Source organism: Frankia canadensis (assembly GCF_900197875.1).
In the GTDB taxonomy this organism is placed as follows: domain Bacteria; phylum Actinomycetota; class Actinomycetes; order Frankiales; family Frankiaceae; genus Frankia; species Frankia canadensis.
Genome location: NZ_FZMO01000445.1, coordinates 1 through 24,648 on the forward strand (window position 1 = coordinate 1; position 24,648 = coordinate 24,648).

General features: G+C 74.1%; 22 protein-coding genes and 1 tRNA gene. 10 read left to right on the plus strand and 13 right to left on the minus strand.

The genetic code is table 11. The annotated features are described in order from the left end of the window. Positions 1–9 precede the first annotated feature (9 nt). Positions 10–951 (minus strand): Fic family protein, encoded by a 942-nt coding sequence (locus C1A33_RS25580; RefSeq protein WP_101834030.1) that lies wholly within the window; start codon positions 949–951, stop codon positions 10–12. A 290-nt stretch (positions 952–1,241) separates the two neighbouring features. Between C1A33_RS25580 and C1A33_RS25585 the strand changes: the two genes are divergently transcribed. After that, positions 1,242–1,739: a phage holin family protein gene (locus C1A33_RS25585; protein ID WP_101834032.1), complete on the plus strand. Its 498-nt coding sequence runs from the start codon at positions 1,242–1,244 to the stop codon at positions 1,737–1,739. A 131-nt stretch (positions 1,740–1,870) separates the two neighbouring features. Continuing rightward, complete coding sequence (locus tag C1A33_RS25590; protein WP_101834128.1) at positions 1,871–2,785, plus strand: alpha/beta fold hydrolase; 915 nt, start codon at positions 1,871–1,873, stop codon at positions 2,783–2,785. Positions 2,786–2,834: 49 nt separating this feature from the next. Here the strand turns inward: C1A33_RS25590 and C1A33_RS25595 are convergent, their stop codons facing one another. The 4 genes from C1A33_RS25595 to nth are packed head-to-tail and all read right to left on the minus strand — an operon-like array spanning position 2,835 to position 5,947. Next, on the minus strand, positions 2,835–4,019 hold the full coding sequence (locus C1A33_RS25595) for a MarP family serine protease (RefSeq protein ID WP_101834033.1): 1,185 nt from the start codon (positions 4,017–4,019) through the stop codon (positions 2,835–2,837). Between the two features lie 19 nt (positions 4,020–4,038). Then, entirely contained in the window at positions 4,039–4,506 is a 468-nt protein-coding gene (locus C1A33_RS25600; protein WP_423748146.1) for a plastocyanin/azurin family copper-binding protein, read from the minus strand. Next, positions 4,503–5,216: an NUDIX hydrolase gene (locus tag C1A33_RS25605; RefSeq protein WP_101834035.1), complete on the minus strand. Its 714-nt coding sequence runs from the start codon at positions 5,214–5,216 to the stop codon at positions 4,503–4,505. Before C1A33_RS25605 ends, C1A33_RS25600 begins: the two co-directional genes overlap by 4 nt. Then, positions 5,213–5,947: an endonuclease III gene (nth, locus tag C1A33_RS25610; RefSeq protein ID WP_101834037.1), complete on the minus strand. Its 735-nt coding sequence runs from the start codon at positions 5,945–5,947 to the stop codon at positions 5,213–5,215. Before nth ends, C1A33_RS25605 begins: the two co-directional genes overlap by 4 nt. 145 nt (positions 5,948–6,092) lie before the next feature. Here nth and C1A33_RS25615 point away from each other — a divergent pair, with 145 nt between their 5' ends. Together C1A33_RS25615 and C1A33_RS25620 are read left to right on the plus strand one after the other, a co-directional pair. Further along, positions 6,093–6,329: a hypothetical protein gene (locus tag C1A33_RS25615; protein WP_101834132.1), complete on the plus strand. Its 237-nt coding sequence runs from the start codon at positions 6,093–6,095 to the stop codon at positions 6,327–6,329. Between the two features lie 598 nt (positions 6,330–6,927). Next, complete coding sequence (locus C1A33_RS25620) at positions 6,928–7,629, plus strand: Crp/Fnr family transcriptional regulator (RefSeq protein WP_279354697.1); 702 nt, start codon at positions 6,928–6,930, stop codon at positions 7,627–7,629. Between the two features lie 267 nt (positions 7,630–7,896). On the opposite strand, the gene C1A33_RS25625 is transcribed toward C1A33_RS25620, so the two are convergent. From C1A33_RS25625 to sp36, 5 genes are all read right to left on the minus strand, one after another. Beyond that, entirely contained in the window at positions 7,897–11,673 is a 3,777-nt protein-coding gene (locus tag C1A33_RS25625) for an AAA family ATPase (RefSeq protein ID WP_101834136.1), read from the minus strand. A gap of 498 nt (positions 11,674–12,171) precedes the next feature. Further along, positions 12,172–12,984, minus strand: coding sequence for an MBL fold metallo-hydrolase (locus C1A33_RS25630; protein WP_243407942.1), 813 nt, complete (start codon positions 12,982–12,984; stop codon positions 12,172–12,174). 4 nt (positions 12,985–12,988) lie between these two features. Beyond that, positions 12,989–13,960: an NUDIX hydrolase gene (locus tag C1A33_RS25635; RefSeq protein ID WP_101834039.1), complete on the minus strand. Its 972-nt coding sequence runs from the start codon at positions 13,958–13,960 to the stop codon at positions 12,989–12,991. Between the two features lie 53 nt (positions 13,961–14,013). Beyond that, a complete protein-coding gene (locus tag C1A33_RS25640; RefSeq protein WP_423748147.1) occupies positions 14,014–14,454 on the minus strand; it encodes a RidA family protein in 441 nt (146 codons plus the stop codon). Positions 14,455–14,486: 32 nt separating this feature from the next. Continuing rightward, positions 14,487–14,654: a Sp36 family protein gene (gene sp36, locus C1A33_RS25645; protein ID WP_009741752.1), complete on the minus strand. Its 168-nt coding sequence runs from the start codon at positions 14,652–14,654 to the stop codon at positions 14,487–14,489. Between the two features lie 121 nt (positions 14,655–14,775). Between sp36 and bagA the strand changes: the two genes are divergently transcribed. Both bagA and bagB read left to right on the plus strand, forming a co-directional pair. Further along, positions 14,776–15,903 (plus strand): ATPase BagA, encoded by a 1,128-nt coding sequence (bagA, locus tag C1A33_RS25650; RefSeq protein WP_101834041.1) that lies wholly within the window; start codon positions 14,776–14,778, stop codon positions 15,901–15,903. Positions 15,904–15,907: 4 nt separating this feature from the next. Beyond that, a complete protein-coding gene (gene bagB, locus C1A33_RS25655) occupies positions 15,908–17,266 on the plus strand; it encodes an ArsA family ATPase (protein ID WP_243407943.1) in 1,359 nt (452 codons plus the stop codon). Between the two features lie 252 nt (positions 17,267–17,518). Here bagB and C1A33_RS25660 read toward each other — a convergent pair whose 3' ends face one another. After that, positions 17,519–17,875: a WhiB family transcriptional regulator gene (locus C1A33_RS25660; RefSeq protein WP_101834042.1), complete on the minus strand. Its 357-nt coding sequence runs from the start codon at positions 17,873–17,875 to the stop codon at positions 17,519–17,521. Positions 17,876–18,570: 695 nt separating this feature from the next. Between C1A33_RS25660 and C1A33_RS25665 the strand changes: the two genes are divergently transcribed. Next, positions 18,571–21,219 carry a penicillin-binding protein gene (locus C1A33_RS25665; protein WP_423748148.1) on the plus strand — a complete coding sequence of 883 codons (2,649 nt, stop codon included), beginning with the start codon at positions 18,571–18,573 and terminating at the stop codon, positions 21,217–21,219. 69 nt (positions 21,220–21,288) lie between these two features. Here the strand turns inward: C1A33_RS25665 and C1A33_RS25670 are convergent, their stop codons facing one another. Further along, entirely contained in the window at positions 21,289–21,765 is a 477-nt protein-coding gene (locus C1A33_RS25670) for a GatB/YqeY domain-containing protein (protein WP_101834046.1), read from the minus strand. Positions 21,766–21,974: 209 nt separating this feature from the next. On the opposite strand from C1A33_RS25670, the gene C1A33_RS25675 reads away from it, so the two are divergent. From C1A33_RS25675 to pyrH, 3 genes are all read left to right on the plus strand, one after another. Then, a complete protein-coding gene (locus C1A33_RS25675; protein ID WP_480014734.1) occupies positions 21,975–22,862 on the plus strand; it encodes a metallophosphoesterase in 888 nt (295 codons plus the stop codon). A gap of 51 nt (positions 22,863–22,913) precedes the next feature. Next, positions 22,914–22,990, plus strand: a tRNA-Pro gene (locus C1A33_RS25680). Between the two features lie 160 nt (positions 22,991–23,150). Beyond that, positions 23,151–24,038, plus strand: a complete 888-nt coding sequence (gene pyrH / locus C1A33_RS25685; protein ID WP_133150835.1) for a UMP kinase — start codon at positions 23,151–23,153, stop codon at positions 24,036–24,038. A gap of 152 nt (positions 24,039–24,190) precedes the next feature. Here the strand turns inward: pyrH and C1A33_RS25690 are convergent, their stop codons facing one another. Continuing rightward, complete coding sequence (locus C1A33_RS25690) at positions 24,191–24,619, minus strand: hypothetical protein (protein WP_101834052.1); 429 nt, start codon at positions 24,617–24,619, stop codon at positions 24,191–24,193. Between the last annotated feature and the right edge of the window lie 29 nt (positions 24,620–24,648).

Consider the following 24,648-nt stretch of genomic DNA (forward strand, 5'->3'; position numbering starts at 1 on the left):
GCGGGGCGATCAGGCGCGGGCGATGGCCTCACAGACCGCCAGCGAATCCCGGGCCGCCAGCTCCAGCGCCCGGGAGCAGTGCCGCAACCAGGCGATGACCCCTTCGGCGCCGCCATGCACATACGCGTCCGCCGCCGCACGGTAGTCGAGGACGGCCTCGTGATCCGGCGCCGCGGCCTCCTGGCCGATCTCCAGATGACCGACGTCGGTCGCGGTGAGCGCCTTCGGATCGAGCCCGCGGCTGATGAGGACCAGCCGGGCCGCCGCGCGCGCGATCACGCCGTCCAGGACGCCGAAGGGACGCAGGGCCAGCAGCTCGCCGTGCACGACGGCGGCGACGATGATCGCCGGCGCGGTGGTGGGGGCGACGAGCAGCCCGGTCAGGCCATCGAGCCGGACCGAGGCCTCCATCGAGCTCGGGGGCGGGCCGAGGCGCAGGGGGTCGGACGGGGGACGCGTCCCCGCGTCGGCCCGCGGCCGGCCGAGCTCCTCGTCGGGCAGCACGCCCCGCCCGAGCAGCACGTGCATCCGAGCCAGCGCCTGGCGCGGGGCCCGCTCCCAGGCGGGTGCGAGCATGCCCAGCTCGGCGTACAGGCGCACCGTGCCCAGGACAGTGGGATCGGGCCCGCCCGCCGGCACCGCTGCCTGGTCGGTAGGCGCCTGCGGCGGGTCGCCGGCCGCCGACAACATGCCGCGCAGCTGGTCGAGGCTGATCTCGTGGCCCTCCAGCGCCGCGCAGGCGCGGGCGGCGCGCAGCGAGGCCTCGGCGGTCACCTCCGCGCTCTGACGGCGCAGGACGCGGTGGCGCAGCAGCGTGTCGACGGCGGCACGGGCGGTGTCCGCGGCCTCGCGCACGCCCGGCAGGGCGGCGACACGGGCCAGCGGATCGGCGGCGAGTACTGATCCGGACGGGCGGTGGTTCACGGTGGGCACGCTACCGGTCCGGGCCATCCGAGGCGGGCCGGCCGGAATCCGTAGGAGGCATCACAGGGGCATCAACGCGTCGTTCGCCGACGGCTGGGGTCTGTCCGAGGGACACTGCGCACAGGACGAGGGGGCGGTGGACCGGCCGGAGCGCGGCCGGTCACCTGGAGATGCGTCGGCGGTGCGATCCCGCGGGGTCCGGGCCGGGGTCGCTCCGGTGGGATCTCCCGATCCGCCGCGGGCGCGGACCATCCGACCCGCGCGATCGGCCGCGCGTCCGGCCCGTGGGCCGGCGCCGGCCAGAGGGAGGACGAAGGGTGTCGACTACGACCGGGAAGACCCGGGATGGCCGCGAGCCCTCTCTGGGAGAGCTGGTGGCGCTGGCCACGCGCGACGTCTCGCTGCTCGTCCGGCAGGAGATCGACCTCGCTAAGGCGGAGCTGGCCCGGCAGGCCGTGTCGGCGGCGTTGGGCGTCGGCTGCCTGGCCGTGGCGGCCGGGCTCGGGCTGTGCGCGCTCATCGCGGTGACGATCTTCCTCGGTGAACTGTTCACCTGGGCGGGCATGGAGAGGTTCTGGTCCTACCTGCTTACCGCGGCGATCTACCTCGTGGTCGCGGGCGGGCTGGCACTTGTCGCGATCACCAGGTTCCGTCGGCTCTCACCGCCCGAACGGACCATCCAGACGGTGCGCGACGACATCGCCTGGCTGCGCAGCCCGACGGCGCGCCCGAACGGATCGTCGTCTCCCGCGGCGGCGTCGCGCGCCGGCGCGGTGCCGGGGGCGCCGACGGCGGCGGGTGGCGGGCTGGGCTGAGCCACCAGCGGTCGGCCGGCCGTGTGACCGAGCGCCGGTCGGCCATCCGGGTCCACCGGCGGCGTCGCCCGGGTCCGGGCACGCACACCGGACGGCGCCGGTCCGCGGCAGGTCTGCCATCCTGGCAGGCGATGGAGGACAGCGTTCCCGAGCCGGCCAGCGTCCTGGTCGACGGGCCGTGGCGGCACCGGGACGTGTCCGCCAACGGGACCCGTCTGCACGTCGCCGAGCTCGGCCGCGGGCCGCTGGTGCTCCTGCTGCACGGCTTCCCGCAGTTCTGGTGGGCCTGGCGGCACCAGCTGCGGGCGCTGTCGGCCGCCGGGTATCGGGTGGTCGCCCCCGACCTGCGCGGCTACGGGGCAAGTGACAAGCCACCGCGCGGATACGACGCGTTCACCCTGTCCGACGACGTCGCCGGGCTCATCCGGGCGCTCGGGGAGCGTGACGCGGTCGTCGTCGGACATGACTGGGGCGGCCTGCTCGGCTGGACCACGGCGGCCCGGCATCCGAGAGTCGTGCGCCGCCTGGCGGTCCTCGCGATGCCGCACCCGTTGCGGCTGCGGCATCAGATCGCGGCGGATCCGCGCGGGCAGGGCGCCGCCAGCGGGTACCTGTTCGGCTTCCAGCTGCCGTGGCGGCCGGAGCGTGTCCTCGTCGCGGACAATGCCGCCCGCGCCGCGACGCTGCTGCGGGACTGGGGTGGTCCCGGCTACCCGGACGCCGAGGCGGAGGCGCGCTACCGCGCCGCGATGCGCATCCCCGGGGTGGCCCACAGCTCGCTGGAGTACCACCGGTGGGTGTTCCGTTCACTGTTCCGGCCGGACGGCGCCCGGTTCGCCGGCGTCCTGCGCCGGTCGTCCCACATCGACACGCTGCAGATCCATGGCGCCGCCGACCGGTGTTTCCTGCCCGGCACGGCGCAGGGCTCGGGCCGCTACGTCAGCGGCCGCTACACGTGGCGGTTGCACGAGGGGGTCGGGCACTTCCCGCACGAGGAGATCCCCGACGTGGTCAACGCCGAACTCCTCGGCTGGCTCGGTTCCTGACCGGTTCCCGGCGCGAGCGGTGCGACGGGGGGCCGGTCCCGGGCCGCCGTCAGTCGCAGCCCTGCGTGCTGACGGGCGCGACGGCCACGGTGCCCACCGAGGCGGACTGGGCCACCTCGGCCGCGCTGAGCACATAGCCGGTGTCGGAGTCGCCGATCGCCGCGGCGAACACCACGCCGAGCACGGTGCCGTCCGGGGCGAGCAGCGGCCCGCCGGAGTTGCCGGGCAGGACCTGCCCGCGCACCGCGTAGATGTCGCGGATGACGGTGCCCCGCTCGTAGATGTTCGCCGCTCGCGCCTTCTGGTGGTTGCGGACCCGGGCGGCCACGGTGGTGTATGGGCCGTCCTCGGGGAAGCCGGCGATCACCGCCGGGTCGTCCGCGGCGGCCGCCGGGCTTGACCGCAGTTGCAACGGCGGGCGCTGGAGATCCGGGACCCGCAGCACGGCGATGTCGCGGTCGGGGTCGAACAGGACGACCTCCGCCGGCAGTACCCCGGTGGAGAGCACCACCGTGGGATTGCGCACCCCGGCCACGACATGCGCGTTCGTCATGACCCGCTGGGGCGCGATGACGAATCCGGAGCCTTCCACCCGCTGGTTGCAGGAGCGGGCGAGCCCCCGGATCTTGACGATGCTCGCGGCGGCGTTGCGCACCCCGATGGCCTGGACGGTCGCCGGGTCCGGCGGGTCGGTGGCGATGATCCGCTGCCCGTGCAGGCTCGAGAAGACCTCGGGGAACGTCTTGTTGCCGGCGAGCTGTCGCAGGTCGGCGAAGGTGTCGCGGACCCCGTTCGGCATGCCGTTGTCCACCGCGGCGAGCACGTGGGAGTCCTGGACCGAGCGCGCGAGCGTCGTGAACGACGAGCGCTGCACGGCCGTCGCGAGCAGCCAGGCGACGAGCAGGACGGAGATGCCGGACAGCACGGAGCCGGCGGCGGCGTCCACAGCACGCCCCGGGCGCCAGGTCAACCGATCACGCAGGGCGACGCCGAGCGCGGTGCCGGCGACCTGCCCGGCCATCGCGAGTCCGAGCACGACCAGGAGTGCCACGAGCGCGCCGTGTTGCTGCTGGCCGATCAGCTCGGTGAACGGTTTGACGATCTTCGCGCCGAGCACACCACCGCCGAGGAAGCCGGCGAAGGACAGTGCGCCCACCAGGAAACCCTGGCGGTACCCCGAGATCGCGAACAGGATGATCAGGGCCACCAGGATGATGTCCAGCAGGCTCGGCACGATGCTGCCCCGCCCCGACTCAGGTGATCTTCAACGTCGCCGTCATGTTGGGATGGAGGGTACAGACCACCTGATAATCACCTGGCTGGGTGATCGTGAAGGTGACACTCTGCGACTCTCCGGCGGAGATGATGCGGGTATGGGCATCCCGGATCCGCGGGATGACGAAGTTGTGCGGCGCCGAGCCTGGCGCGACCGAGAAGTCGACCCGGATCGTCCCCGGCTTCGCCACCAGCTCACTGGCGGAGAAGGCCATGCTCGGCAGGCCGGTGACGGCGAAGACCTGCACGCCGTTCGCGCCGGTCGTGGCGGCGACCGTCGGGCCGGCGGACGGGCTGGGGCCACCGTTCCCGCCGCAGCCGGCGGCGCCGACGAGGACGGCGAGGACAAACGCCAGCGACGCCACCGCCGGGCCGCGCCGGGGCGATCGCACCCGGACGCCCTGGAGCCGGCCGGCCGCCTGCGCGTCGTGCGGGGTACGGGTCAACGGGACTGCCTCTCGGGTCGGGGGCCCGGTGGGTCGCCGGCCGTGGACAGCGGCACGCGTTGCTGGAAGGGATAGCTGACGATCTCGACCGGGCTCCAGGGCCGCTCCCAGCCACCCAGGCGCAGCAACACGTCGAGCACGCCCGCGGTGAAGCCCCACACGAACATGCCGTGCACGTGGAAGGCCGGGGCGAGCACCTCCGGCGCGTAGCGCACCGAGAACCGGTTGGCGGGTTCCGCGAGTTCCGCCAGCGGCACCCGCGACACGAAGGCCGTCTCGGCGGGGTCCACCGGGGCGACCGCGCTGGGCGTGTGCCACCAGCCGATCACCGGTGTCACCGTGTGGTGGCTCGCCGGCAGATAGAGCGGCGAGGTCGTGCAGAGCACCTCCACGCCGGCCGGGTCGAGCCCGACCTCCTCCGCGGCCTCACGCAGGGCGGTGTCGACGCGGGAGGCGTCCCCGACCTCGGCGCGACCGCCGGGGAAGGCCGGCTGGCTGGCGTGGCTGCGCAGCGCGGCCGACCGTTCGAGCAGCAGGACGTCCGGCCCGTGCGGGCCCTCGCCGAACAGCACGAGGACGGCCGCGGGCCGCGGGTCGACGTCGGACCCGGCGGGCGGCCGCGGGCGGTTGCGCACCAGTTCGCCGTCCGCCTGGGCGGCGGCCGAGCGCAGCCACTGCGGGGCGCCGTGGGGCGGGGAGACATCCGTCATCGCAGCGCTTCGACATCCCCTCGTGTTCCCCGCACCAGCCTGGCGGCCTCGCCCGCCTCGGTCGGCCCGAGCCCGAACGAGGGGCACAGCCGCGCCAGCGCGCAGGCCCCGCAGGCCGGCCGGCGGGCGTGGCAGTAGCGGCGGCCGTGAAAGATCATCCGATCCGAGGCGATGGTCCAGTCGCGGGGCTCGAGCAGCGCGCACAGCTCCGCCTCGACCCTGACCGGATCGTTCTGGTCGGTCAGCCCGAAGCGGCGCGACAGCCGCCCGACGTGGGTGTCGACCGTGACGCCCGGCGTGCCGAAGGCGTGCCCGAGCACGACGTTCGCCGTCTTGCGGCCGACCCCGGGCAGCGTGACCAGCGCGTCGAGCGAGCCGGGGACCTCGCCGCCGAAACGCTCGGTGAGCGCCGCGCCGATGCCGATCAGCGAGTTCGCCTTGGCCCGGAAGAAGCCGGTGGGCCGCAGCATCGCCTCGAGCTCGGCGCGATCGGCGCCCGCGTAGGCCGCGGCGGACGGATAGCGCGCGAAGACCGCGGGAGTGACCTCGTTGACCTTCTTGTCTGTGCACTGTGCCGACAGCACCGTGGCGACCAGCAACTCAAGTGCGTTGTCGAAATGCAACGCGATACGGGCGTCCGGATGTATCTCGCCCAGCAGACGCACGATCCGACGGGCCCGCCGTGTTCGCGCGAGAGGCGTCTCGGTCGCGACATCGAGGGCGGCGGGCATGTCTGGCAGCGTATCCGCCCCGGCGGGGCGCCGAGACCGGCGTCGCGGCCGAAGCCCCACGATCGTCACCGCGATGACACCGATCCGCGACACGCCGACCCCCGCCCGCGGCGCGCGGCCGATCGTCGGCCACCATGGGGGAGTCATGTTTGTCATCGCAGCGATCTTCTTTCCCCTCCTCCTGCTCGGACTGTTGCTGGCGATGGAACGGGTGGAACGCCCGTTGAACGCCGCGGACACCGGCAAGGGGCTCGAGGGCTTCCTTCACAACGCGCAGCCGGACGAGGTCGACACGCTCGCGCACCAGGGCCTGCCGGCGGCACTGGAGCGGTATCGGCGGCGCCTGCGCCGTCCGCCGCCGGGCAAGCATCGAGCGGCCTGACGGCCCCTCGGCGCGCGGCCTGACGGCCACCTCGGCGCAGGGAGGCCGGCGCGCGCGGATTCGGCCGCCACCGCCTGTAGCACGACCGCCCATAGCACAACTTGCCGTTCCGTGCTCGCACACGCGGCCCCCGCGTCCGCCGGTCGTGGGTGATGTGCTCCACGCCGGTGATCCCGCGTCGGCGCGGTGCCGTCGGTCCTGGCTGTCCGCCCAGCTCAGCCCGTCGATGGTGGGCTGGCGCCGGCCGGCTTCCCAGGGCCGGCGAGGGGCGACGGTCGAGGTGGCTCGATTCCGTGGGCCCGGCGTGCCGGTCCGGTGTCCGTTGGTCGATCGGCCGGTGGGCGGACCGGGACGATGGGCCCGGACGGCGGCGGGACGATCTGCCCGGCATGATGTGGCCCGTTCAGGCGACACCGTTCGCGCGGACTGCAACATGGTCATCCTGGGCCAGGCGAAAACCCCGGATGTGTCAACCGGAAGTGCCTGATCAAGGCCTGATTCTCGCCATCAGCGCACGTTCGGTCGCGTTACGTTCACCCCTCGGGGTGCATTTCGATGCTGGGGGTCCCTGCCCGTGCTCTCTGGCGATAGTCCTGGCATGCTCAGGACCGTGGAGGATCTGCTTGCCCGCGTACCGCTGTTCGTGGGGCTCTCCGAACAGGACCGGCTAGCCCTCTCCGACCATCTTGATCGGCAGGACGTCACCCGCGGGGACGTGCTGTTCCGAGAGGGAGACGTCGGCGACCGGGTGTACGTGGTCCTGTCCGGAAAGGTGAAGATAGGACGTCAGTCTGCCGACGGACGGGAGAACCTGCTGTCCGTCATGGGTCCCGGGGACCTGTTCGGCGAGTTGTCGCTGTTCGACCCCGGGCCACGCACGGCCACCGCCACCGCGGTCACCGACGCGTCACTGCTGTCGCTGGAGCACACCGCGCTGCGGCCCTGGTTGCGTTCTCGCCCGGAGGCGGGCGCGATGCTGCTGCGGGTGCTCGCCCGCCGGCTGCGCCGCACCAACGACAACGTCGCGGACATGGTGTTCACCGACGTGCCCGGGCGGGTGGCGAAGGCGTTGCTCGACCTGGCCGAACGGTTCGGCGAGCCGGCGCAGCCCGGCAACGAGGCCGCCGGCGTGCGCGTCGAGCACGGGCTCACCCAGGAGGAGCTGGCCCAGCTGGTCGGCGCCTCCCGGGAGACGGTCAACAAGGCGCTCGCCGACTTCGCTACCCGTGGCTGGCTGCGCCTGGACTCACGCGCCGTCGTCCTACTCGACCGCGAACGGCTGTCCCGCCGGGCCAGATAGCCGCGTCCGGGTCCGCGTCGCGCTCGCGTGCGGCGCGGTCCGGACGGCTGTGCCGACGTACGTCCGCGCTCAGTGCCGGCGGGGGGAGGCCGTGATCGGACGCCCCCGCCGGCTTCACGCTGCGCGGGCGCACGGCCCATCCGCCCGAGCCGGGCCGAGTCCCCGACGCGAGCGGAGTGCCCGACGCGAGCGGAGTGCCCGACGTGGGCCGAGTCCCTGACGCGAGCGGAGTGCCTGATGCGGGCGGTGTGCCGCCGTGCCCGCCGGTCAGCCGCCGGGCACGGCCGAAGCGGTGGCCGTGCCCGCCCGCTCGGCGCCCGCCTGCCGCGTGACCTCCCGGGCCTGCTCGCCGGCCCCGCCGCGGCCGCCCGCGTCGGCGGGCCGGGTCCGCCCGCCTTGCCCGTTCGGCCCGCCGGGCCCGCCGCCGCCCGCCGGGCCCGCGGCGGGCGCCGAGCCGCCGCTCGGCGGCAGGCCGGCCAGCAGCCGGCGGGTCTGCGGTGCCTCGCTGACGGCCCCGGTCGCCGTCGCCGCCGCCAGCGCCCGTAGGTAGGCCCCCCTGCCGGCCTCCAGCTCGCCGTTCGCGACGAGCGCCGTGCCCAGCGCCCGGTAGCCCAGTACCGTGGCCCGCACGTCCTCGGCGTCGACCGCGACCGCCTGCCGTGCGACCTCCAGCGCCTCGACCGGCGAGCCACCGTCCAGCAGGATGCCGGCGAGGTGCGCGTAGGCCTGGCGCCGGGGGAACATCAGGGTCGCCGGCTCGCTGGCCGCCAGCGCCTCGCGCAGCAGGTCACGCGCGGCGTCGATCCGCCCGCGGGCCCTGGCGATCTGTGCGACGAGGACCTTCGCCCCCAGCTGGGCGTGGGGTCGCAGCTCGAGGCTGTCCAGGTCCCGCAGCGCCGCCTCGGCGGCCTGCTCGGCCTGGTCCACCTCGCCGGCGTCGAGCAGGGTCAGGCCGAGCAGCACCCGGGCCAGGGCGCCGACGACCACCTGGCCCCGTTCGGCCGCCTGTTCGCAGGCCTCGGTCAGGTACCGCGCGCCGCGCGCCGGCTCGCCCGCACCGCGGGCCGCGAGACCCCTCGCGACCAGCACGAGCATGGATCCCCAGGTGTCCCCGGAAGACTCGAACAGCTCGGTGGCCCGGGCCGCGTGCGCCTCGGCGGTGGTGATGTCGCCGAGTTCAGCGGCCGCGATCGCGCCGATTGTCAGGCACACCGCCATCCCCCACTGCTCGCCCACCGAGCCGGCGAGCTCGATCAGCTCACGGGTGAGCTTGCGCGCCCGAGTGAGCTGGCCGGACAGCAGCAGCACCAGCGCCTCGGTGCCCCGGCACCAGCCCAGCCCGCCGGTGTCCTCCAACCGCTCGAAGACGGTCGAGGCCTCGCGTAGCGTCCGTTCGGCTCGCGGGTAGTCGCCCCGGGTGGTGGCGTTCCAGGCCAGGTGCTGCAGCGCCCAGCCGATGCCGCGCGGGTCGTCGACCTGCCGGGCGATGGCGAGGGCGTCCTGGTAGCGCTCCTCGGCGGCGCTGATCCGGCCGGCGTTGTACTCGAGCATGCCCAGCCGGCGCAGCGCCGCCGCGGTGGCCCGCTCGTCGCCCGCCTGGCGGGCCGAGTCGAGGGCGGTGAGCAGGCACTGCGCGGCCTCCTCCGGCCGGCCCTGCTTCTGGCGCAGCTCACCGAGCACCGAGAAGGCGGCCGCGCGCCGGGCCGGGGCCTCCGCCCGCAGCGCCGGGCGCAGCGTGCGCCCGGCCTCGTCCAGCTGGCGCAGCGCGACGAGAGCCTCGGCGTGCAGCACCCGGACGGTGTTGTCCTCCTTGCGATCGATCATGTCCCGCCCGAGCCGGCGGGCGTTGGCGAGCAGTTCGGCGGCGGCCCGATGGTCGTCGCGGGCCAGCGCCGCGCGGGCCAGCCGCACGTGCGCGTGGAAACCGGACATCCGCGACGTCCATGCCGGGTCGCCGGGGGCGAGGCCCATCGACGCGGCCAGCTCGTACGCCCGCAGTGCGTGGCTGGCCACGAAGGTCGACACCGAGCGCGACGTGCCGATCATCGCCGTGACACCCCAGCGGGCCGCCGTGGCGTGCCGCCGGGCACGCTCGACCTTCGGCAGCCCGGCGTAGGCGACGTCGCGGGCCATCGGGTGCACGAAGCGCCAGCGGGTCTCGCTGGCCCGCGGCGGGCGGACGAGCTGACGTTCGGTTAGGACGTCCAACGCGCGGGTCACCTCGTCGGCGGGCCGCTCGTCGACCATGGGCAGCGCCTCGGCGGGGAACCGCCGGCCGAGCACGGCGGCCGCCCGCAGCACCGCCTTGGCGACCGGGTCGAGATCATCGATGCGGGCGGCGAGTACCGACTGGACGCCGGCGGGCAGCGGGGTCTCGGCGAGCGATCCGTCCAGCACGAGTTCGGCCTGCCCGTCCGCGTCGGCGTTGCCGTCCGGGGCCGTCGCGGAGTCGGGGCGTGCCGGGTGCAGCAGGCGTCGGTCGATGAGCAGGTTGAGCAGCTCGACCAGGAAGAACGGGTTGCCGTGCACCCGGGCGAGCAGGTCGGTGCGGGTCTGCGGCTCCAGCGTGCGCCCGCGCAGGTGGCTCTGCAGGAGCAGGCCGGACGCCTCCACGCTCAGCGGCGCGAGATCGATGCGGCGCATCTGCGGCAGCGAGGTCAGCCGGGGCCCGGCCCGGTCGAGCAGGACCAGCAGCACCGGCCCGGACAGCCGCGACGCGAGCCGGCTCATCGCGTTGCTGAGCTGGCTTGTCGCCCACTCCAGGTCGTCGATCACGACCAGGATGGGACCTGAGCGGGCCCGCGCGCTGAGCAGCAGCGCGACCGCCTCCACCGTCGCCTCGACCGCCCGGGCCTCGGCCTCCTCGACATGCGAGGCGCGGGCCGCCGGGTCACCGGGGGTCGCGGCCGGAACACCGGTGGAGCGCCGGTCGAGCGGCACCCCGAGCAGCAGCAGTAACCGGTCGGCGATGCCGGCGGGCAGCCGGGTGCCGGTGATCGGATGGGTGAGGCCCGCCACCGTGGCGCGCACCCGGTCGGCCACCCGGTCGAGCGAGTCGCCGTCGGTGATGCCGCAGGCGTTGCGGACGACATCGACCAGCGGGGCGAGCCCGCGGCCGTCACCGTGGCGGACCGTGCGGCCCCACAGCACGACCGTGCCCGGGGTCTGCGCGGCCCGGCTCGCCAGCTCACTGGCCAGCCGGGTCTTGCCGATTCCGGCCTCGCCGACCAGCAGGGCGACCTGGGGGGCGCGCCGGGTCACCACCTCGTCGAACAGGGCCCTCAACTCGTCGAGCTCGGCCTCCCGGCCGAGGAACGGCGCGTCGTCGGCGAGCCCGGGGCGGGCCACGTTGGACGGGCGCAGGCTGATCAGCTCGTAGGCCGGTACGGGCTCCCGCTTGCCCTTGAGCACGAGGTCGGGCAGTTCTCGCCAGCTCGCCACCGACCTGGTCGCGAGCACGGTGGACCGGCCCGCGTAGACGGTGCCGATCGAGGCGGCCGCGGACAGCCGGGCGGCGGTGTTCACCGTGTCGCCGATGACGGTGTAGGACAGCGCGGCCTGGACCCCGGCGAGGACCTCACCGGTGTTGAGCCCGACCCGCAGGCCCAGACGCCCCTGGGCGCTGTCGCCGGCGGTCTCCTGGACCAGCCGGCGGACCGTCTCCTGCATCGCGGTCGCGGCCCGCACGGCGCGTTCCGGATCGTCCTCATGGGCGGTCGGCGCGCCGAAGACGGCCATGATCCCGTCGCCGGCGAGGTTGTCGACACGCCCGCCGACCTCGTCGATCTCGCGGGCGAGCGCGGCGAGCACCCGGTCGGTCATCTCGCCGACCCGCTCGGGGTCGCGGTCCTCCGCCCAACCGGTGAAGTCGGACAGGTCACCGAACAGGACGGTCACGACCCGGCGTTCCGGCGCGTCGGAGGCGGGAGCCTCCGCGGAGCTGAACTCCAGGCCGCAGTTGTAGCAGAACCGGCCGCCGGGGACGGCCGCGGACGCGCAGCGTGGGCAGCGCAGCGGACCGGTGTGCGGCGCGGCGATCACCATGGCCGCGCCCTGGTACGTGGGGATCGCACGGGTACCCTCATCCGCGGGCCTCCCGGAGTCGAGGACGTGGCCGAGCCGCCGGTCGCCCGGCCGGGTGGCCAGCGGCCGTCCCGGGCCGGCCACTCGGCGTCTGCCTGGTCGAAGAAGTCGTCATCCTGCGCACGGGCGGTTCCCTCCAGACCTGAGTTTAGTGGCCTGGATCTCGTTTCCCGGATCGCGTCCGCTCGGGTGACGGAACGCGGCCATCACCCGCCGCCGGGTGGTATCGGCGGCGGGAGACCCCCCATCCGTGCCGTCTCGGCGCCCGATCGGGTGCGGGCCGTGCCGACCCGCGCCGCCCGGCCCGTCTGCGCCGACCGTCCTGGTCGGGCGGCGCAGACGGGCCGGCCGGCCGCGCCGGGCCGCGGCCGGCCGGCGCGTTGCGGCGCGGCGGTCGCGTCCGCGGCGCACCTCAGGTGATACGGCCCGGGTGTGGCCGGCCCGAAGTGCCTGGCTCGATCAGGGCATGTCGGAATGCTCCCGGAGGTAGTCCAGTTGGGCCCGGACGGACATCTCCGCGGCCGGCCACAGCGCCCGGTCGGTGTCCGCGTACACCCGGCGGACCACGGCCACCGGATCCGCCCGGGCGGGGGTCGTGCCCGCGTCGGCCAGCGCCTGGCGGACCTGCGCCAGCCGGGACTCACGGTGAGCCAGGTAGCGCTCGGCGGCGGCGCCGGCCGCCGGGAGCTCCGGCCCATGCCCGGGTAGGACGGTGGCCTCGCCCAGGTCCCGCAGCAGCCGCAGGCTGTCGAGGTAGTCGCCGAGGCGGCCGTCGGGATGCGCCACGACGGTGCTGCCCCGGCCGAGGATCGTGTCGCCGGTGAGCACCGCTGGCGCGGCGCGCTCGTCCCCGGCGAGCAGGAACGACAGGGAGTCGGCGGTATGGCCCGGGGTGGGCAGCACGCGCAGCTCCATGCCGGCCAGGCCGAGCACGTCCCCGGCGGCCAGGCCCTCCGAACCGAGCCGGTGGGCCGGATCCAGCGCGCGCACCGGGGCGCCCGTGAGGGCGTGCAGCGTGGCGGCGCCCGCGCTGTGGTCGTGATGACCGTGGGTGAGAAGGATTACGTCGACGCGGCCGCCGGCGGCGGCGACCGCGGCCAGGTGACCGGCGTCGTCCGGCCCGGGGTCGACCACCGCGCAGCCGTCCTCGCCGGGGGCTCGCAGCAGCCAGGTGTTCGTGCCCTCCAGCGTCATCGGACCTGGGTTCGGCGCGAGCAGGACGGCGGCCAGCGGTGTCACCTGGCGCGGGGCGGCGTGGCGGGGGGAGGCCACGGGACTACGCCGACACGTCGCCGCGGCCGCCGGGCAGCACCGCGGCCGGGTCGTCGTACGCCTCGTCGTGCGGCAGCAGCATGTGCGCCTCGTCCCCGGTGACCAGGATCTTCGGGATGATCGGCGACAGGTCGCGGGTGTGCGCGGCGGCCATCACCGAGGCGACGTCGTCATACTCGGCCAGCTCGGCGAGGGTGAAGGCGGTCGGCGGCAGCATCCGCATCGTGCCGGCGTCGTGGCCCGCGAGCGCGTCGACGGGGCGTGTCCACTCCATCGAGGACGCCTCCCGGCTCGGCTGGCCCGGAGACTGCCCGGGCGGCAGCGCCGCGACGAAGAAGCGGGTGTCGTAGCGGCGGGGCTCCACCTCCGGGGTGACCCAGCGGGCCCAGGGGGCCAGCAGATCGCCCCGCAGCGCCAGCCCGTGCTCGCTCAGCAGGGCGCTCAGTGCCAGCTCGTGGCGTTCCAGCGCGGTGCGCGCGGCGTCGCGCGCCGCGGGCGCCAGCGGCGGCGCGCCGGCCGCGCCCTCGACGCCGGCGCGACCACCACCGTCCGCGTGGTCGCTGCCGCCGGTGGTCGGCACGGCGAGCAGGACGCCACACTCCTCGAAGGTCTCGCGAACGGCCGCGCACATGAGTGCCCGAGCGAGCGCCGGGTCGGCGGCGAGGGCACGCAGCGCGTCGGCGGACGGCGGGTCCGCCCAGGGCAGGTCCGCGCCCCGGTCTGTCGGGTCGACCCGACCGCCCGGGAAGGCGTACATGCCGCCCGCGAAGGCCATCCCGGCTGCCCGGCGCAGCAGGTACGCCTCGATGCCCGGACCGTCCGGGGCGTCGCGCAGCATCACCACGGTCGCGGCGTCGCGGATCGCCGCGGGCGGCCCGGCGGGAGCCGACACCCGGATCCCGGGGCCGGCCACCCCGTCGACGACCGCCATCGGCCGGCGGAACAGGGCGAGCAGGGCAGCTTTGTGGTCGGGCATGTCCCCGATGCTAGTGACGGGCCCCGGCCGCCGCCGCCGATCGGACCCGCGGGTCAGCCGCGTGCGGCCGCGGCGACCCGCGCCACCACCTCGATCTCCACCGGGGCGCCCAGCGGCAGCGAGGCGGCGCCGATCGCCGACCGGGCGTGTCGGCCCGCCGCCCCGAAGACCTCGACGAACAGCTCGCTCGCGCCGTTGACGACGGCCGGCTGGCCGGTGAATCCGGGGGCGCTGGCGACGAAACCGACCACCTTGACGATCCGGACGACCCCGTCGATCCCGTCCGCCTGGGACGCGACGGCGGCCAGCGCGTTCAGCGCGGCGACCCGGGCGAGACGGGCGGCCTCCTCCACGGTGACCTGGTCGCCGACCAGACCGGTCGCGAGCAGCCGGCCGTCGGCGATCGGCAGCTGCCCGGCGGTCCAGACCAGGTCGCCGTCACGCACCGCGGGCACGTAGGCGCCGGCGGGGCTCGCCACGGGCGGCAGTGTCACGCCGAGCTCGGCGAGGCGCCGCGCGGGCGTGGTCAGGACTGCCCCTTGGGCCGCTTGAAGTAGGCGACCAGCCCCTCGGGGTTGGTGGGCGCGGGGATCACCTGCACCAGCTCCCAGCCGTCCTCGCCGAACGTGTCGAGGATCTGCTTGGTGTTGTGGATCAGCAACGGAGCCGTGAAGTACTCCCACTTCGTCTGCATGACACCGGACCTTAGAGCATCGACCGGGTAGGCCCCGGGCACCTCGTCCGGACGGTCCGGTCGGCGATGTCGCGAGCGGGCCGGTTCGCCACCGCGGCACGATGGGCGCGGGCTTGCGCGGGTGGCCGCGGCCGGCCGCACGAGTACGGTCGAGCATGTGAGCGGCAAGCGCACCGTGACCGAGGGCCGTGCCGGCGACGACGCCGACGGCACCGGCGGCGGACTCGACGACAGTGACGCAGTGGAGCGCGGTGACGGCTTCGACGGCCCGTGGGATCGTCGGCTGCACATCGTCACCGGCAAGGGCGGGACGGGGAAGACGACCGTGGCGGGCGCCCTGGCGGTGGCGCTGGCCACCGGCGGGCGCCGGGTCCTGCTGACCGAGGTCGAGGGCCGCCAGCAGATCGCGCAGCTGTTCGACACGCCTCCGCTGCCCTACCAGGAGCGCAAGGTGGCGAGCGCCCCCGGCGGCGGTGAGGTGTTCGCCCTCGCCATCGACGCGGACGAGGCGCTGCTGGAGTACCTGGAGATGTTCTACAACCTGCGCCGGGCAGGGAAGGCACTCGGCCGCATCGGCGCGGTCGACTTCGCCACGACCGTCGCGCCGGGAGTGCGCGACGTGCTGCTGACCGGCAAGGTCAAGGAGGCGGTCAACCGCCCGGACGGCACCCGCCCGAGCGGCCTCGCCTACGACGCGGTCGTCCTCGACGCCCCGCCGACCGGCCGGATCACCCGCTTCCTCAACGTGTCCGCCGAGGTGGCCGGGCTCGCCAAGATGGGCCCGATCCGCGCGCAGGCCGACAGCGTGATGGCGGTGCTGCGGCCCGAGCGGGCCGCGGTGCACCTGGTCACGCTGCTGGAGGAGATGCCCGTCCAGGAGACCGTGGACGGCGTCGCCGAGCTCGCCCGGGTCGGCCTGCCGCTCGGCGGCGTGATCGTCAACATGGCGCGCCCGCCGCTGCTGAAGGTCAAGGAGTCCCGGCTGGCCCGCCGCGGTGAGCTGGACCGGGAGGAGATCGCCGCCGGGATCAAGGAGGCCGGGCTGGAACCGACGCCGGATCTGGTCGAGGCGCTCGCCTGGGAGGCGGCCCAGCACGCCGACCGGGTGGCGCTGGAGACGGCCGAACGGGCGGAGATCGCCGCGCTCGGCCGTCCCGTCTACGAGGTGCCGCTGGTCGCGGACGGGGTTGATCTGGGCACCGTCTACCGGTTCGCGGAGCTGCTGCGCGCCCAGCAGATGGTGGCCTGAGCCGATGGCCGCCTCCTCGCCGTCGCCCGCCTCACCGGTCACGCCAGCCTCCTCGCCGGCGTCGTCCGCGTCGTCCGCGTCAGGATCGCCCCCGCCGGCACGGCCGAGGACGCCCCGCTCGAAGCCCCGGTCGTCGTCCGGCGCCACACGTCGCCGCGCGGGCACGCAGGCGCCGAACGGTGCCGCCGCCGGACAGCGGCGCGTTCGACCGCACCCGGCTGGTGTGCCGCTGCTGGACGTGGACGAGATGCTCGACACCGAGCGCATCGTCGTCTGCTGCGGCTCGGGCGGTGTGGGCAAGACCACCACGGCGGCGGCGCTGGCGCTGCGGGCGGCCGAACGCGGGCGCGTCGTCGTCGTGCTGACGATCGACCCGGCGCGCAGGCTCGCCCAGTCGCTGGGGCTGACCGCGCTCGACAACACCCCGTGCGAGGTCGCGGGCGTCGACGTGTCGGCCGGCGGCCGCCTCGACGCGATGATGCTCGACATGAAGCGGACGTTCGACGAGATCGTCCTCGCCCACAGCACGCCCGAGCGGGCCCAGGCGCTGCTCGCGAACCCCTTCTACCAGTCGCTGTCGTCGTCCTTCTCCGGCACGCAGGAGTACATGGCGATGGAGAAGCTCGGCCAGCTTGACGCGACCGGCGAGTGGGATCTGATCGTCGTCGACACGCCGCCGACCCGTTCGGCACTCGACTTCCTTGACGCGCCGTCGCGGCTGGGCACCTTCCTCGACGGCCGGTTGCTGCGGGTGCTGCTCGCGCCGGCCAAGGCGGGCGGGCGGGCCTACGCGAGGGTCCTCGGCGCCGGTCTCGGGATGTTCACCCGGGTGATCACCAAAGTGCTGGGCGCGCAGCTGCTCACGGACCTCAGCCAGTTCGTGGCGGCCTTGGAGACGATGTTCGGTGGGTTCCGCGCTCGAGCGGAGGAGACCTACCGGCTGCTCGGGGACCCGGGCACATCGTTCGTCGTGGTCGCGGCACCCGAGGCGGCGGCGCTGCGGGAGGCGTCCTACTTCGTCGACCGGCTGGACGCGGAGGGAATGCCGCTGGCCGGCCTGGTGGTGAACCGCATGCACCACAGCGATGCCACCGCGCTCACCGTGGAGCGCAGTCTGGCCGCCGCCGAGAACCTCGACGAGCACCGGGAGCATCCCCTGGCCGCGGCGGTGCTGCGCATCCATGCCGAGCGGGTGCGTCTCGCCAGCCGGGAGGCCCGGCTGCGGGAGCGGTTCACCAGCGCCCATCCGGACACCGCGCTGGTGGAGGTGGAGGCGCTGTCCGAGGATGTGCACGACCTGGCGGGCCTGCGTGAGATCGGTCACGCGCTCGCTCGTGACGAGCGGCTGGAGCAGGCGGGCTGACGCGGACGGGCTGACTCCGGCTGCGGTCGCGGCGGGCGCTGTCTGTCGTGCGAGAGGGTCGGCCTGGCGCGCGGCCGGCCTGAGCCTCGTGGCCGGCACGGCCACCGAGCGACACGGCGGGCACTGTCACCGGCGGGCACTGTCACCGGCGGGCACGGCCGCGGGCGGGGGTCCCGGGCGGCCGGCTGGAGCGGGAACGGGGGTTCCGGCGGGGACGACGCTGTCCTCGGACGGAACGGGAGAGCGGGCCGGCTAACCGGCCGAGGCGGAGCGGTGATCCGCCTGGGCGTCGGCGAGCAGCTTGCGCCAGGACGTGACGTCCGGGCGGCGACGCAGCAGCGCGCGACGCTCCCGTTCGGTCATGCCACCCCAGACGCCGAACTCGACGTGGTTGTCGAGGGCGTCGGCGAGGCACTCGGTGCGGACGGCGCAGCCGAAGCACCGGGTCTTCACCCGGTTCTGGGCGGCGCCCTGGACGAACAGCTCGTCCGGGTCGAGGTCGCGACAGGCGGCGTGAGCCGTCCAGTCGCCGTCGACGGTGGAGCCGACGAGCTGGGTCGGGTTGGCACGCAGGGTCGTGCTGACGGCGGGGGCCAGGCTTCTGGTCATGCCACCTGCCTTTCTTCTCGAGTCCGGGTCAGGGGGCCCGTGCGGGTGGTGACGTGGCGTTGACCCGAAACCGTACGGAGTGGCGTGGCCACGGCACAGACCCCACACGGGTGGTTATCCAAATGACTAGTCCGGGCCATTGATCCGGATCGCCTTGGTAGTGCGGTCTGTGACAACGGTATGTCCGTTGGGTGACAATGAGATATCACCGCATCTGGCGCCGTAGCTCGGCGATGGTCCCGACGCCGGGCGGACGCGGGAGCCGCTGTGTAAGGACCACCCTCGCGGGGTGGCCCGTTGGTGGGCAGGCCGCCTGACCGGCGGAGCGAGGCGATGTGGAGGTCGTCACGCCTCGTCCGGGGCTCGCCCGCGCAGGTCGGCGGCGTGACGGCCGCCGGATTTGCCCTGCCCCAGGTCAGGGCGTTATCAACCCGGTTGGACAGCCATCTGGCCGTAGTTCTACCGTCCTCGCGTCCCGGGGCGAGGCCGGTTGCTCGGATGTTGGCCCGTATGCTGCGACTGGTGTCCCAGCCTGGCTGGACGGAGGTCCGCCGATGACCACGCCCCCTGGGCCCCGGGCGCCGGGCGGGTGGACGCCGCCTCCGGGGCGGCGGCCGGCGTCGCCGGGTTCTGGCGTGCCCGGGGCCTCGCCCGCGCCCTCCGCGTCCGCTGGCTCGTCAACGTCCGCATCGCCCATGTCGGCGTCGGCCAGGCGGTCCTCCGTACCCGCGCCGCCGAGCGCCGGGCGCGGCGTCGGCGGCGTCGGAGACCTGTACCGGCCGGGCTTCGGCGGGCGCCCGAACGCTGGCGGTACCCGCACCGCCGCCACCCGTGGCGGCGGTGACGACGCCCATGGTGGCCGGCCGCGCGGCGTGGTCCGCCGGTGGGCGCGCGGGCTGGTCGGCCTTGCGGCGATCAGCATGCTGGCCGGCCTGCTCGTCGCGATGCTGGCGTTGCCGATGGTCGGCGCCGTGGGCCTGACCGCGAAGGACAGCGCCGACTCCTTCCTCGACCTGCCGGAGAACCTCACCGTCCCGCCGCTCGCGCAGGCCTCCCGCATCCTCGATGCCCGCGGCAACCAGATCGCCGTCCTGTCCGGTGAGCAGAACCGCGAGGTCGTCCCGCTCAGCCGGGTACCCAGGGTGATGCGCCAGGCGATCATCGACATCGAGGACTCCCGGTTCTACGAGCATGACGGGCTCGACTACAAGGGCCTCATCCGCGCCTACCTGACGAACCGGGAGAACGGCGAGGTGACCCAGGGCGGGTCGACACTGACCCAGCAGTACGTCAAGAACGTGCTGCTGATGTCGGCGACCACGCCGGAGGAGAAGAAGGCCGCCACCGAGCAGACCGTCGATCGCAAGCTGCGCGAGGCGCGGTACGCGCTCTACCTGGAGGCGCACCTCAGCAAGGACGAGATCCTGGAGCGCTACCTCAACATCGCCTATTTCGGCGACGGCGCGTACGGCATCGAGGTGGCGGCGCGGCACTACTTCGACGTCGACGTCGACGCCCTCACCCTGCCGCAGGCGACGATGCTCGCCGGGCTGGTGAAGAATCCGACCGCCTTCAACCCCGCGTTGCATCCGCAGGCCGCCCAGGAACGCCGCAACGTCGTCCTCGACCGCATGTACCAGCTGCACCACGTCAGCCAGGCGGACTTCCGCCGCGCGCACGACTCCCCGGTGGTGCTCGACCGTCGTTCCCAGTCGGCCGACCCGTGCGCGGACTCGGGCGCGCCGTTCTTCTGCGCGCTGGTGCGCCAGGAGCTGCTGCGCGACAGAACCTTCGCCCCGACCGAGGAGGACGCGCGCAGGCTCCTGTTCGAAGGCGGTCTGACCATCAGAACTACGCTGGACCCGGTCGCCGAGCAGGCCGCGCAGTCGGCCGCGAGCGAGGTCATCCCGGTCGGCAACCGGGTGGCGGCGAGTGTGGTCACGATGCAGCCGGGCACCGGGCAGGTGCTGGCCGTCGCGATCAACCGGGAGTACGGTCCGACCGCCGACGGGAAGCCGGCGAGCGAATCGACCGACTTCACGCACACGAAGGAGGTCTACCCGGCCGACGAGGACTCGTTCAGCCCGGGATCGACCTTCAAGGTGTTCACCCTGATCTCGGCGCTGCAGGCGGGTCTGCCATTGTCGACGACACTGCACGCCCCCGTCTGCTACCACTCGGACGTCTTTCCGAACCCGGATCCCGGCGGCAAGAACTGCTACGGCAACGCCGACCCGAGCGAGGACGGTTTCTACTCGTTGACGACCGCCACCTGGGGGTCGGTCAACACCTATTACATCCAGCTCGCCGAGAAGCTCGGCGTGCTGCGCACGGCGCAGATCGCCCGGCGGATGGGCGTCAGCTCCTGCCGCATCCGCGAGCAGGGCAACAACGACCCCGAATGCAAGGGGATCGACGGAATCGGCCGGGTTGACGGCTCGTCCATCCTGGGTTCCAACGAGATCAGCACCATGGATCTGGCGACCGCCTACTCCACGCTGGCCGCGCGCGGCCGCCGCTGCGACCCCCGCACGGTCACCGCGATCACCCAGCGGGTCGGGGGTGCGGACCGCCCGCTGCCCTTCAACGCCGGCGCGCCCTGCGAGCAGGTGCTCGACCCGAAGATCGCAGACACGGTCAGCTCCGTCCTGGAAGGCGTCATCAGCCACGGCACGGCCAGCGGCAACGCCCAGATCGGCCGGCCGGCCGCGGGCAAGACGGGCACCGCCGAGGGCTTCAGCACCGCCTCGTTCGCGGGCTACATCCCGCAGCTGGCCACGGCCGTGACCCTGGCCGACCCGCGCGGGCCTACGTCGCATCCGCTCACCGGCGTGCTGGGGCGCAACGTCTTCGGCGGTGGCTACCCGGCGCAGATCTGGGCCCGAACGATGACGCGGACGATCAATGGCCTCGGCCTGCCGGTCGAGCCGCTGCCGCAGGAGGACGAGACCCGGCCACAGGTGCCGACGAAGGCGCTGCCGAACGTCATCGGCCAGCCGCAGGCCGTGGCCGAGCAGGTCCTTGTCCAGCTTGGCTTCCACGTCTCCTCGCAGCCGGTCCCCGCGCCGGTGGCGCCGGGGACGGTGGTGACCATGTCACCCGCCCCCGGCAGCCAGGTGTCCCTGAACACGGAGATCCAGCTGGGGATCTCCGGCGGCCTGACCGGCGCGCAGATCCTGCCGGGCGGCTCGCCGCCGGCCGGCCTCGGGCAGGGCGGCCAGCCCGCCCCCGGCATGTTCCAGGTGTCGCCGCGCGACCAGCTCGGGCTCGGCGCGGCACTGGACGGCGGATCCGAGCCCGCCGATGACACCCGACCTCGCCGAGGTCGAGGGCGAGACCGTTAGCCGCGTAGTCGGATCGTGTTCCTCGCGGTCGTGCTCGGCGGCGCCCCGGTCGGAGGGTGGAGGCGGCGGTCAGGTGCCGGCGAGGCGGGCCTTCACCAGCGCGGCGACCCGGCCGCCCTCGGCCCGCCCGGCGACGGCGGCCTGCACCGACCTCATGGCCGGGCCGATGGCCTTCGGCCCGGACAGCCCGAGCTCGCCGAGCACCCGGTCGATGATCGCGGCCAGTTCGTCGTCGCCGAGCTGGCTGGGCAGGTACTCATCGAGCACCTCGCCCTCGGCGCGCTCCCGGGCGGCCTGCTCGCCGCGGCCGGCGTCGGCGTACGCCTCGGCCGCCTCGCGGCGCTTCTTGACCTCGCGGGTCAGGACCTTCAGGATCTCCGCCTCGTCGAGAACGCGCGCCGTGTCGCCGGCGACCTCGGCGTCCTTCACGGCGGCCAGTGCCAGCCGCAGGGTGGACGTCCGCAGCTCGTCGCGGGCCTTCATCGCGGTGGTCAGGTCGGCGCGGAGCCGCTGCTCCAGCTGGCTCCGTTCCGTGGGGGTACTCATAGTCCAGCAAGCCTATGGTCCCGCCGCCGGACTGGCCACGGCCGCCAGGCACCGACCGCCGCCGGACGACGCCGGGTGGGCACCGGGGTGGCGGTCCGGCGGCGCGCGGGGAAGGTGAGAGTGTGGGACACGGTCGCGGGGTAGCCGCGATGGTGGTGGAGCCACGGGAGGAGCCGGTGGTGGGCGGTCAGCGCGGGGCGGTGCGGACGATGGCGGGCGTCACCGCGGCGGCCGGCTCGGCCGTGCTCGCGTACGGCGCGCTGTACGAGCGCACGGCCTACACGTTGCGCCGGGTCGCGGTGCCCGGGCTGCCGGCCGGGGCTCGGCCGCTGCGCCTGCTGCACCTGTCCGACCTGCACGTCACCGTCCGCCAGCGGGGCAAGCTCGCCTGGCTCGCCGATCTCGCCCGGGTAGTGCCGGACCTGGTCACCCTGACCGGCGACATCCTGTGCGCGGACGACGCGCGGGGGCCGCTGCTTACCGCGCTGGAGCCGCTCGCCTCGTTCCCGGGCGTGTTCGTCCCCGGCAACAACGACTACTCCGCCCCGACTCTGCGCAGCCCGCACCGCTACCTGCGCGCGCATGTCCGCGCCGACCCCCGGGGCGAACCCCTCGACTGGCCTGGTCTGGCCAAGGAGCTCACGGCCGGGCTCGGCTGGACCGAGCTGACGAACACCCGCGGCGTGATCGCGGCCGGTGGCCTGCGGATCGACCTGCGCGGCGTCGACGACGCCCATCTGGGCCGGGACCGCGCGGAGCTGGTGGCGGGGCCGCCCCAGGCGGGCACCGACCTGGCGATCGGCCTGTCCCACACGCCGGAGCCCCGGGTGCTCGACGCGTTCGCCGCGGACGGCGTCGGCCTCGTCCTGTCCGGGCACACCCATGGCGGCCAGATCCGGCTGCCCGGGATCGGCGCCCTCGTCGGCAACTGCGGGTTGGAGCGGTCCCGGCTGCGCGGCCTCTCGCGGCATGAGACGGCGTCCGGTTCCTGCTGGCTGCATGTGTCACCCGGGCTCGGGACGTCGCCGTTCGCGCCGGTCCGCCTCGGCTGCCGGCCCGAGGCGACACTGCTCACCCTCCTCCCGGCGGGTCCCTGACGCCCCGCGCGCCGCTCACGTCGATCCGTCAGGTATGCTTCTCCTCGGTCGCGGGGTGTGGCGCAGCTTGGTAGCGCGCTTCGTTCGGGACGAAGAGGTCGTGGGTTCGAATCCCGCCACCCCGACCAGGCACGATGGCAGGCCCTGAGCATCCGGTCGGAGGCTCGGGGCCTGATCTTTTTCACCCGCCGGGCAAGGGACGGGGCGGAGGCCGGGCAGGGCTCGGCCGCGAAGCGGTCTGTCCCGTTTGTCGCCCGCCGGCCGGGGGCATTTCGCGGCGGCCGGGAGGTGGTGTGGCGCCGGCTCCGGGGTGTTCTACCGTGTAGCCAGCAGTTCCGGGCTCATGATCGATCATTGGCCCGTATACGTTACGATCGCACGATGGAAAAGGGGAAGCGGGAGACTGTGGCCAAATACCGTCGAGTGGTCGTAAAGCTGAGTGGTCGAGCGATTGCCGGCTCGGCAGAATTCGGGTTCGACTCCAGTGCGCTCGAGCATCTCGCCCGGGAAATCATCGCCGTCCGCCAGTCCGGCGTCGAGGTGGCCATCGTCGTCGGCGGCGGGAACCTCTTCCGCGGCAACCAGTCCGACCGGTGGGGCATAGACCGGGTCGAGGCCGACAACATCGGCATGCTGGGCACGGTCATCAACAGCCTGCTGCTGCGCGGCAAACTGACCGCGCTCGGCGAGGACAACCTGCGGGTGATGACGGCGGTGCCGGTGCCCGCGGTCGCCGAGCCCTATATCCGGCTGCGTGCCGCCCACCTGCTGGAGAAGGGCGCCACGGTGATTCTCGCCTGCGGCAACGGCCAGCCCTTCCTCACCACCGACTATCCGGCGGTGCAGCGGGCGCTGGAGCTCGGCGCCGACGCGGTGCTCGCCGCCAAGGACGGCGTCGACGGCGTCTACGACAGCGACCCGAAGATCAACCCGGACGCGCGGCGTTTCTCCCACCTCAGCTACGACGAGGTGATCAGCCGGGGGCTGCGGGTGATGGACCAGTCGGCGTTCATCCTGGCCCGCGACTTCGGAATTCCGCTGCATATCTTTGACATCGAGCAGAAGGGTGCGATGACGGCGATCTGCCGTGGTGAACACCGTGGCACCGTCATCACCAGCACCGGCGCGGAGCCGGGCGAGGCGGCGCTCGCGGGCTCGGCCGAATCGGCGGTCTGAGCCGGCGGCCCGGGCCGCCCGTTTCTTTCCGATTCCGCGTACCGGCGCCGTATTCCCGTATTCCCGGATTCCGGATCCCTGGTCCTCCGGGCTCCCGGATTCGCGGACTCCCGGCGCCGAGAACCGGCGCCGGGGTCACGCGTCGGCAGGGATCAGGAGCAGGAATACGTGACGGCCGGCGAGGTGTCGGTCGCGGTGACGCCGTCCGCGGTGCCGGTGGTGACGGTCTTGAACTGGGTCTGGCCGCTGAAGTCACAGGGGACCCAGGTGCCGTCGCCGACCGCCGTGCCGCCCCAGAACGACTTGGTGACCGGCTGGCCGGCGTCGACCCACTGGCCGTTCGCGTACTTGCGCAGCTGGTTGCTGATGGTCATGTTGCCGGTGTACCAGCTGTCACAGGCGATGTTGCCGTTGCCGAAGATGGTCGACCCGCCGGTCGGCGGCCAGGCGGTGACGCTGCAACCGGTCTTCGGCATCGGCGTCGCGGCGGAGGCTGGCGTGGCGGCGCCGAACAGCGTCACGGCCATCGTGCCGGTCGCGCCGATGGCCGCGGTCCGTAGGGCTGCGCGGGTACGGGGCATGCTGTCCTCCAGGGTGACAGTGGGGCGGG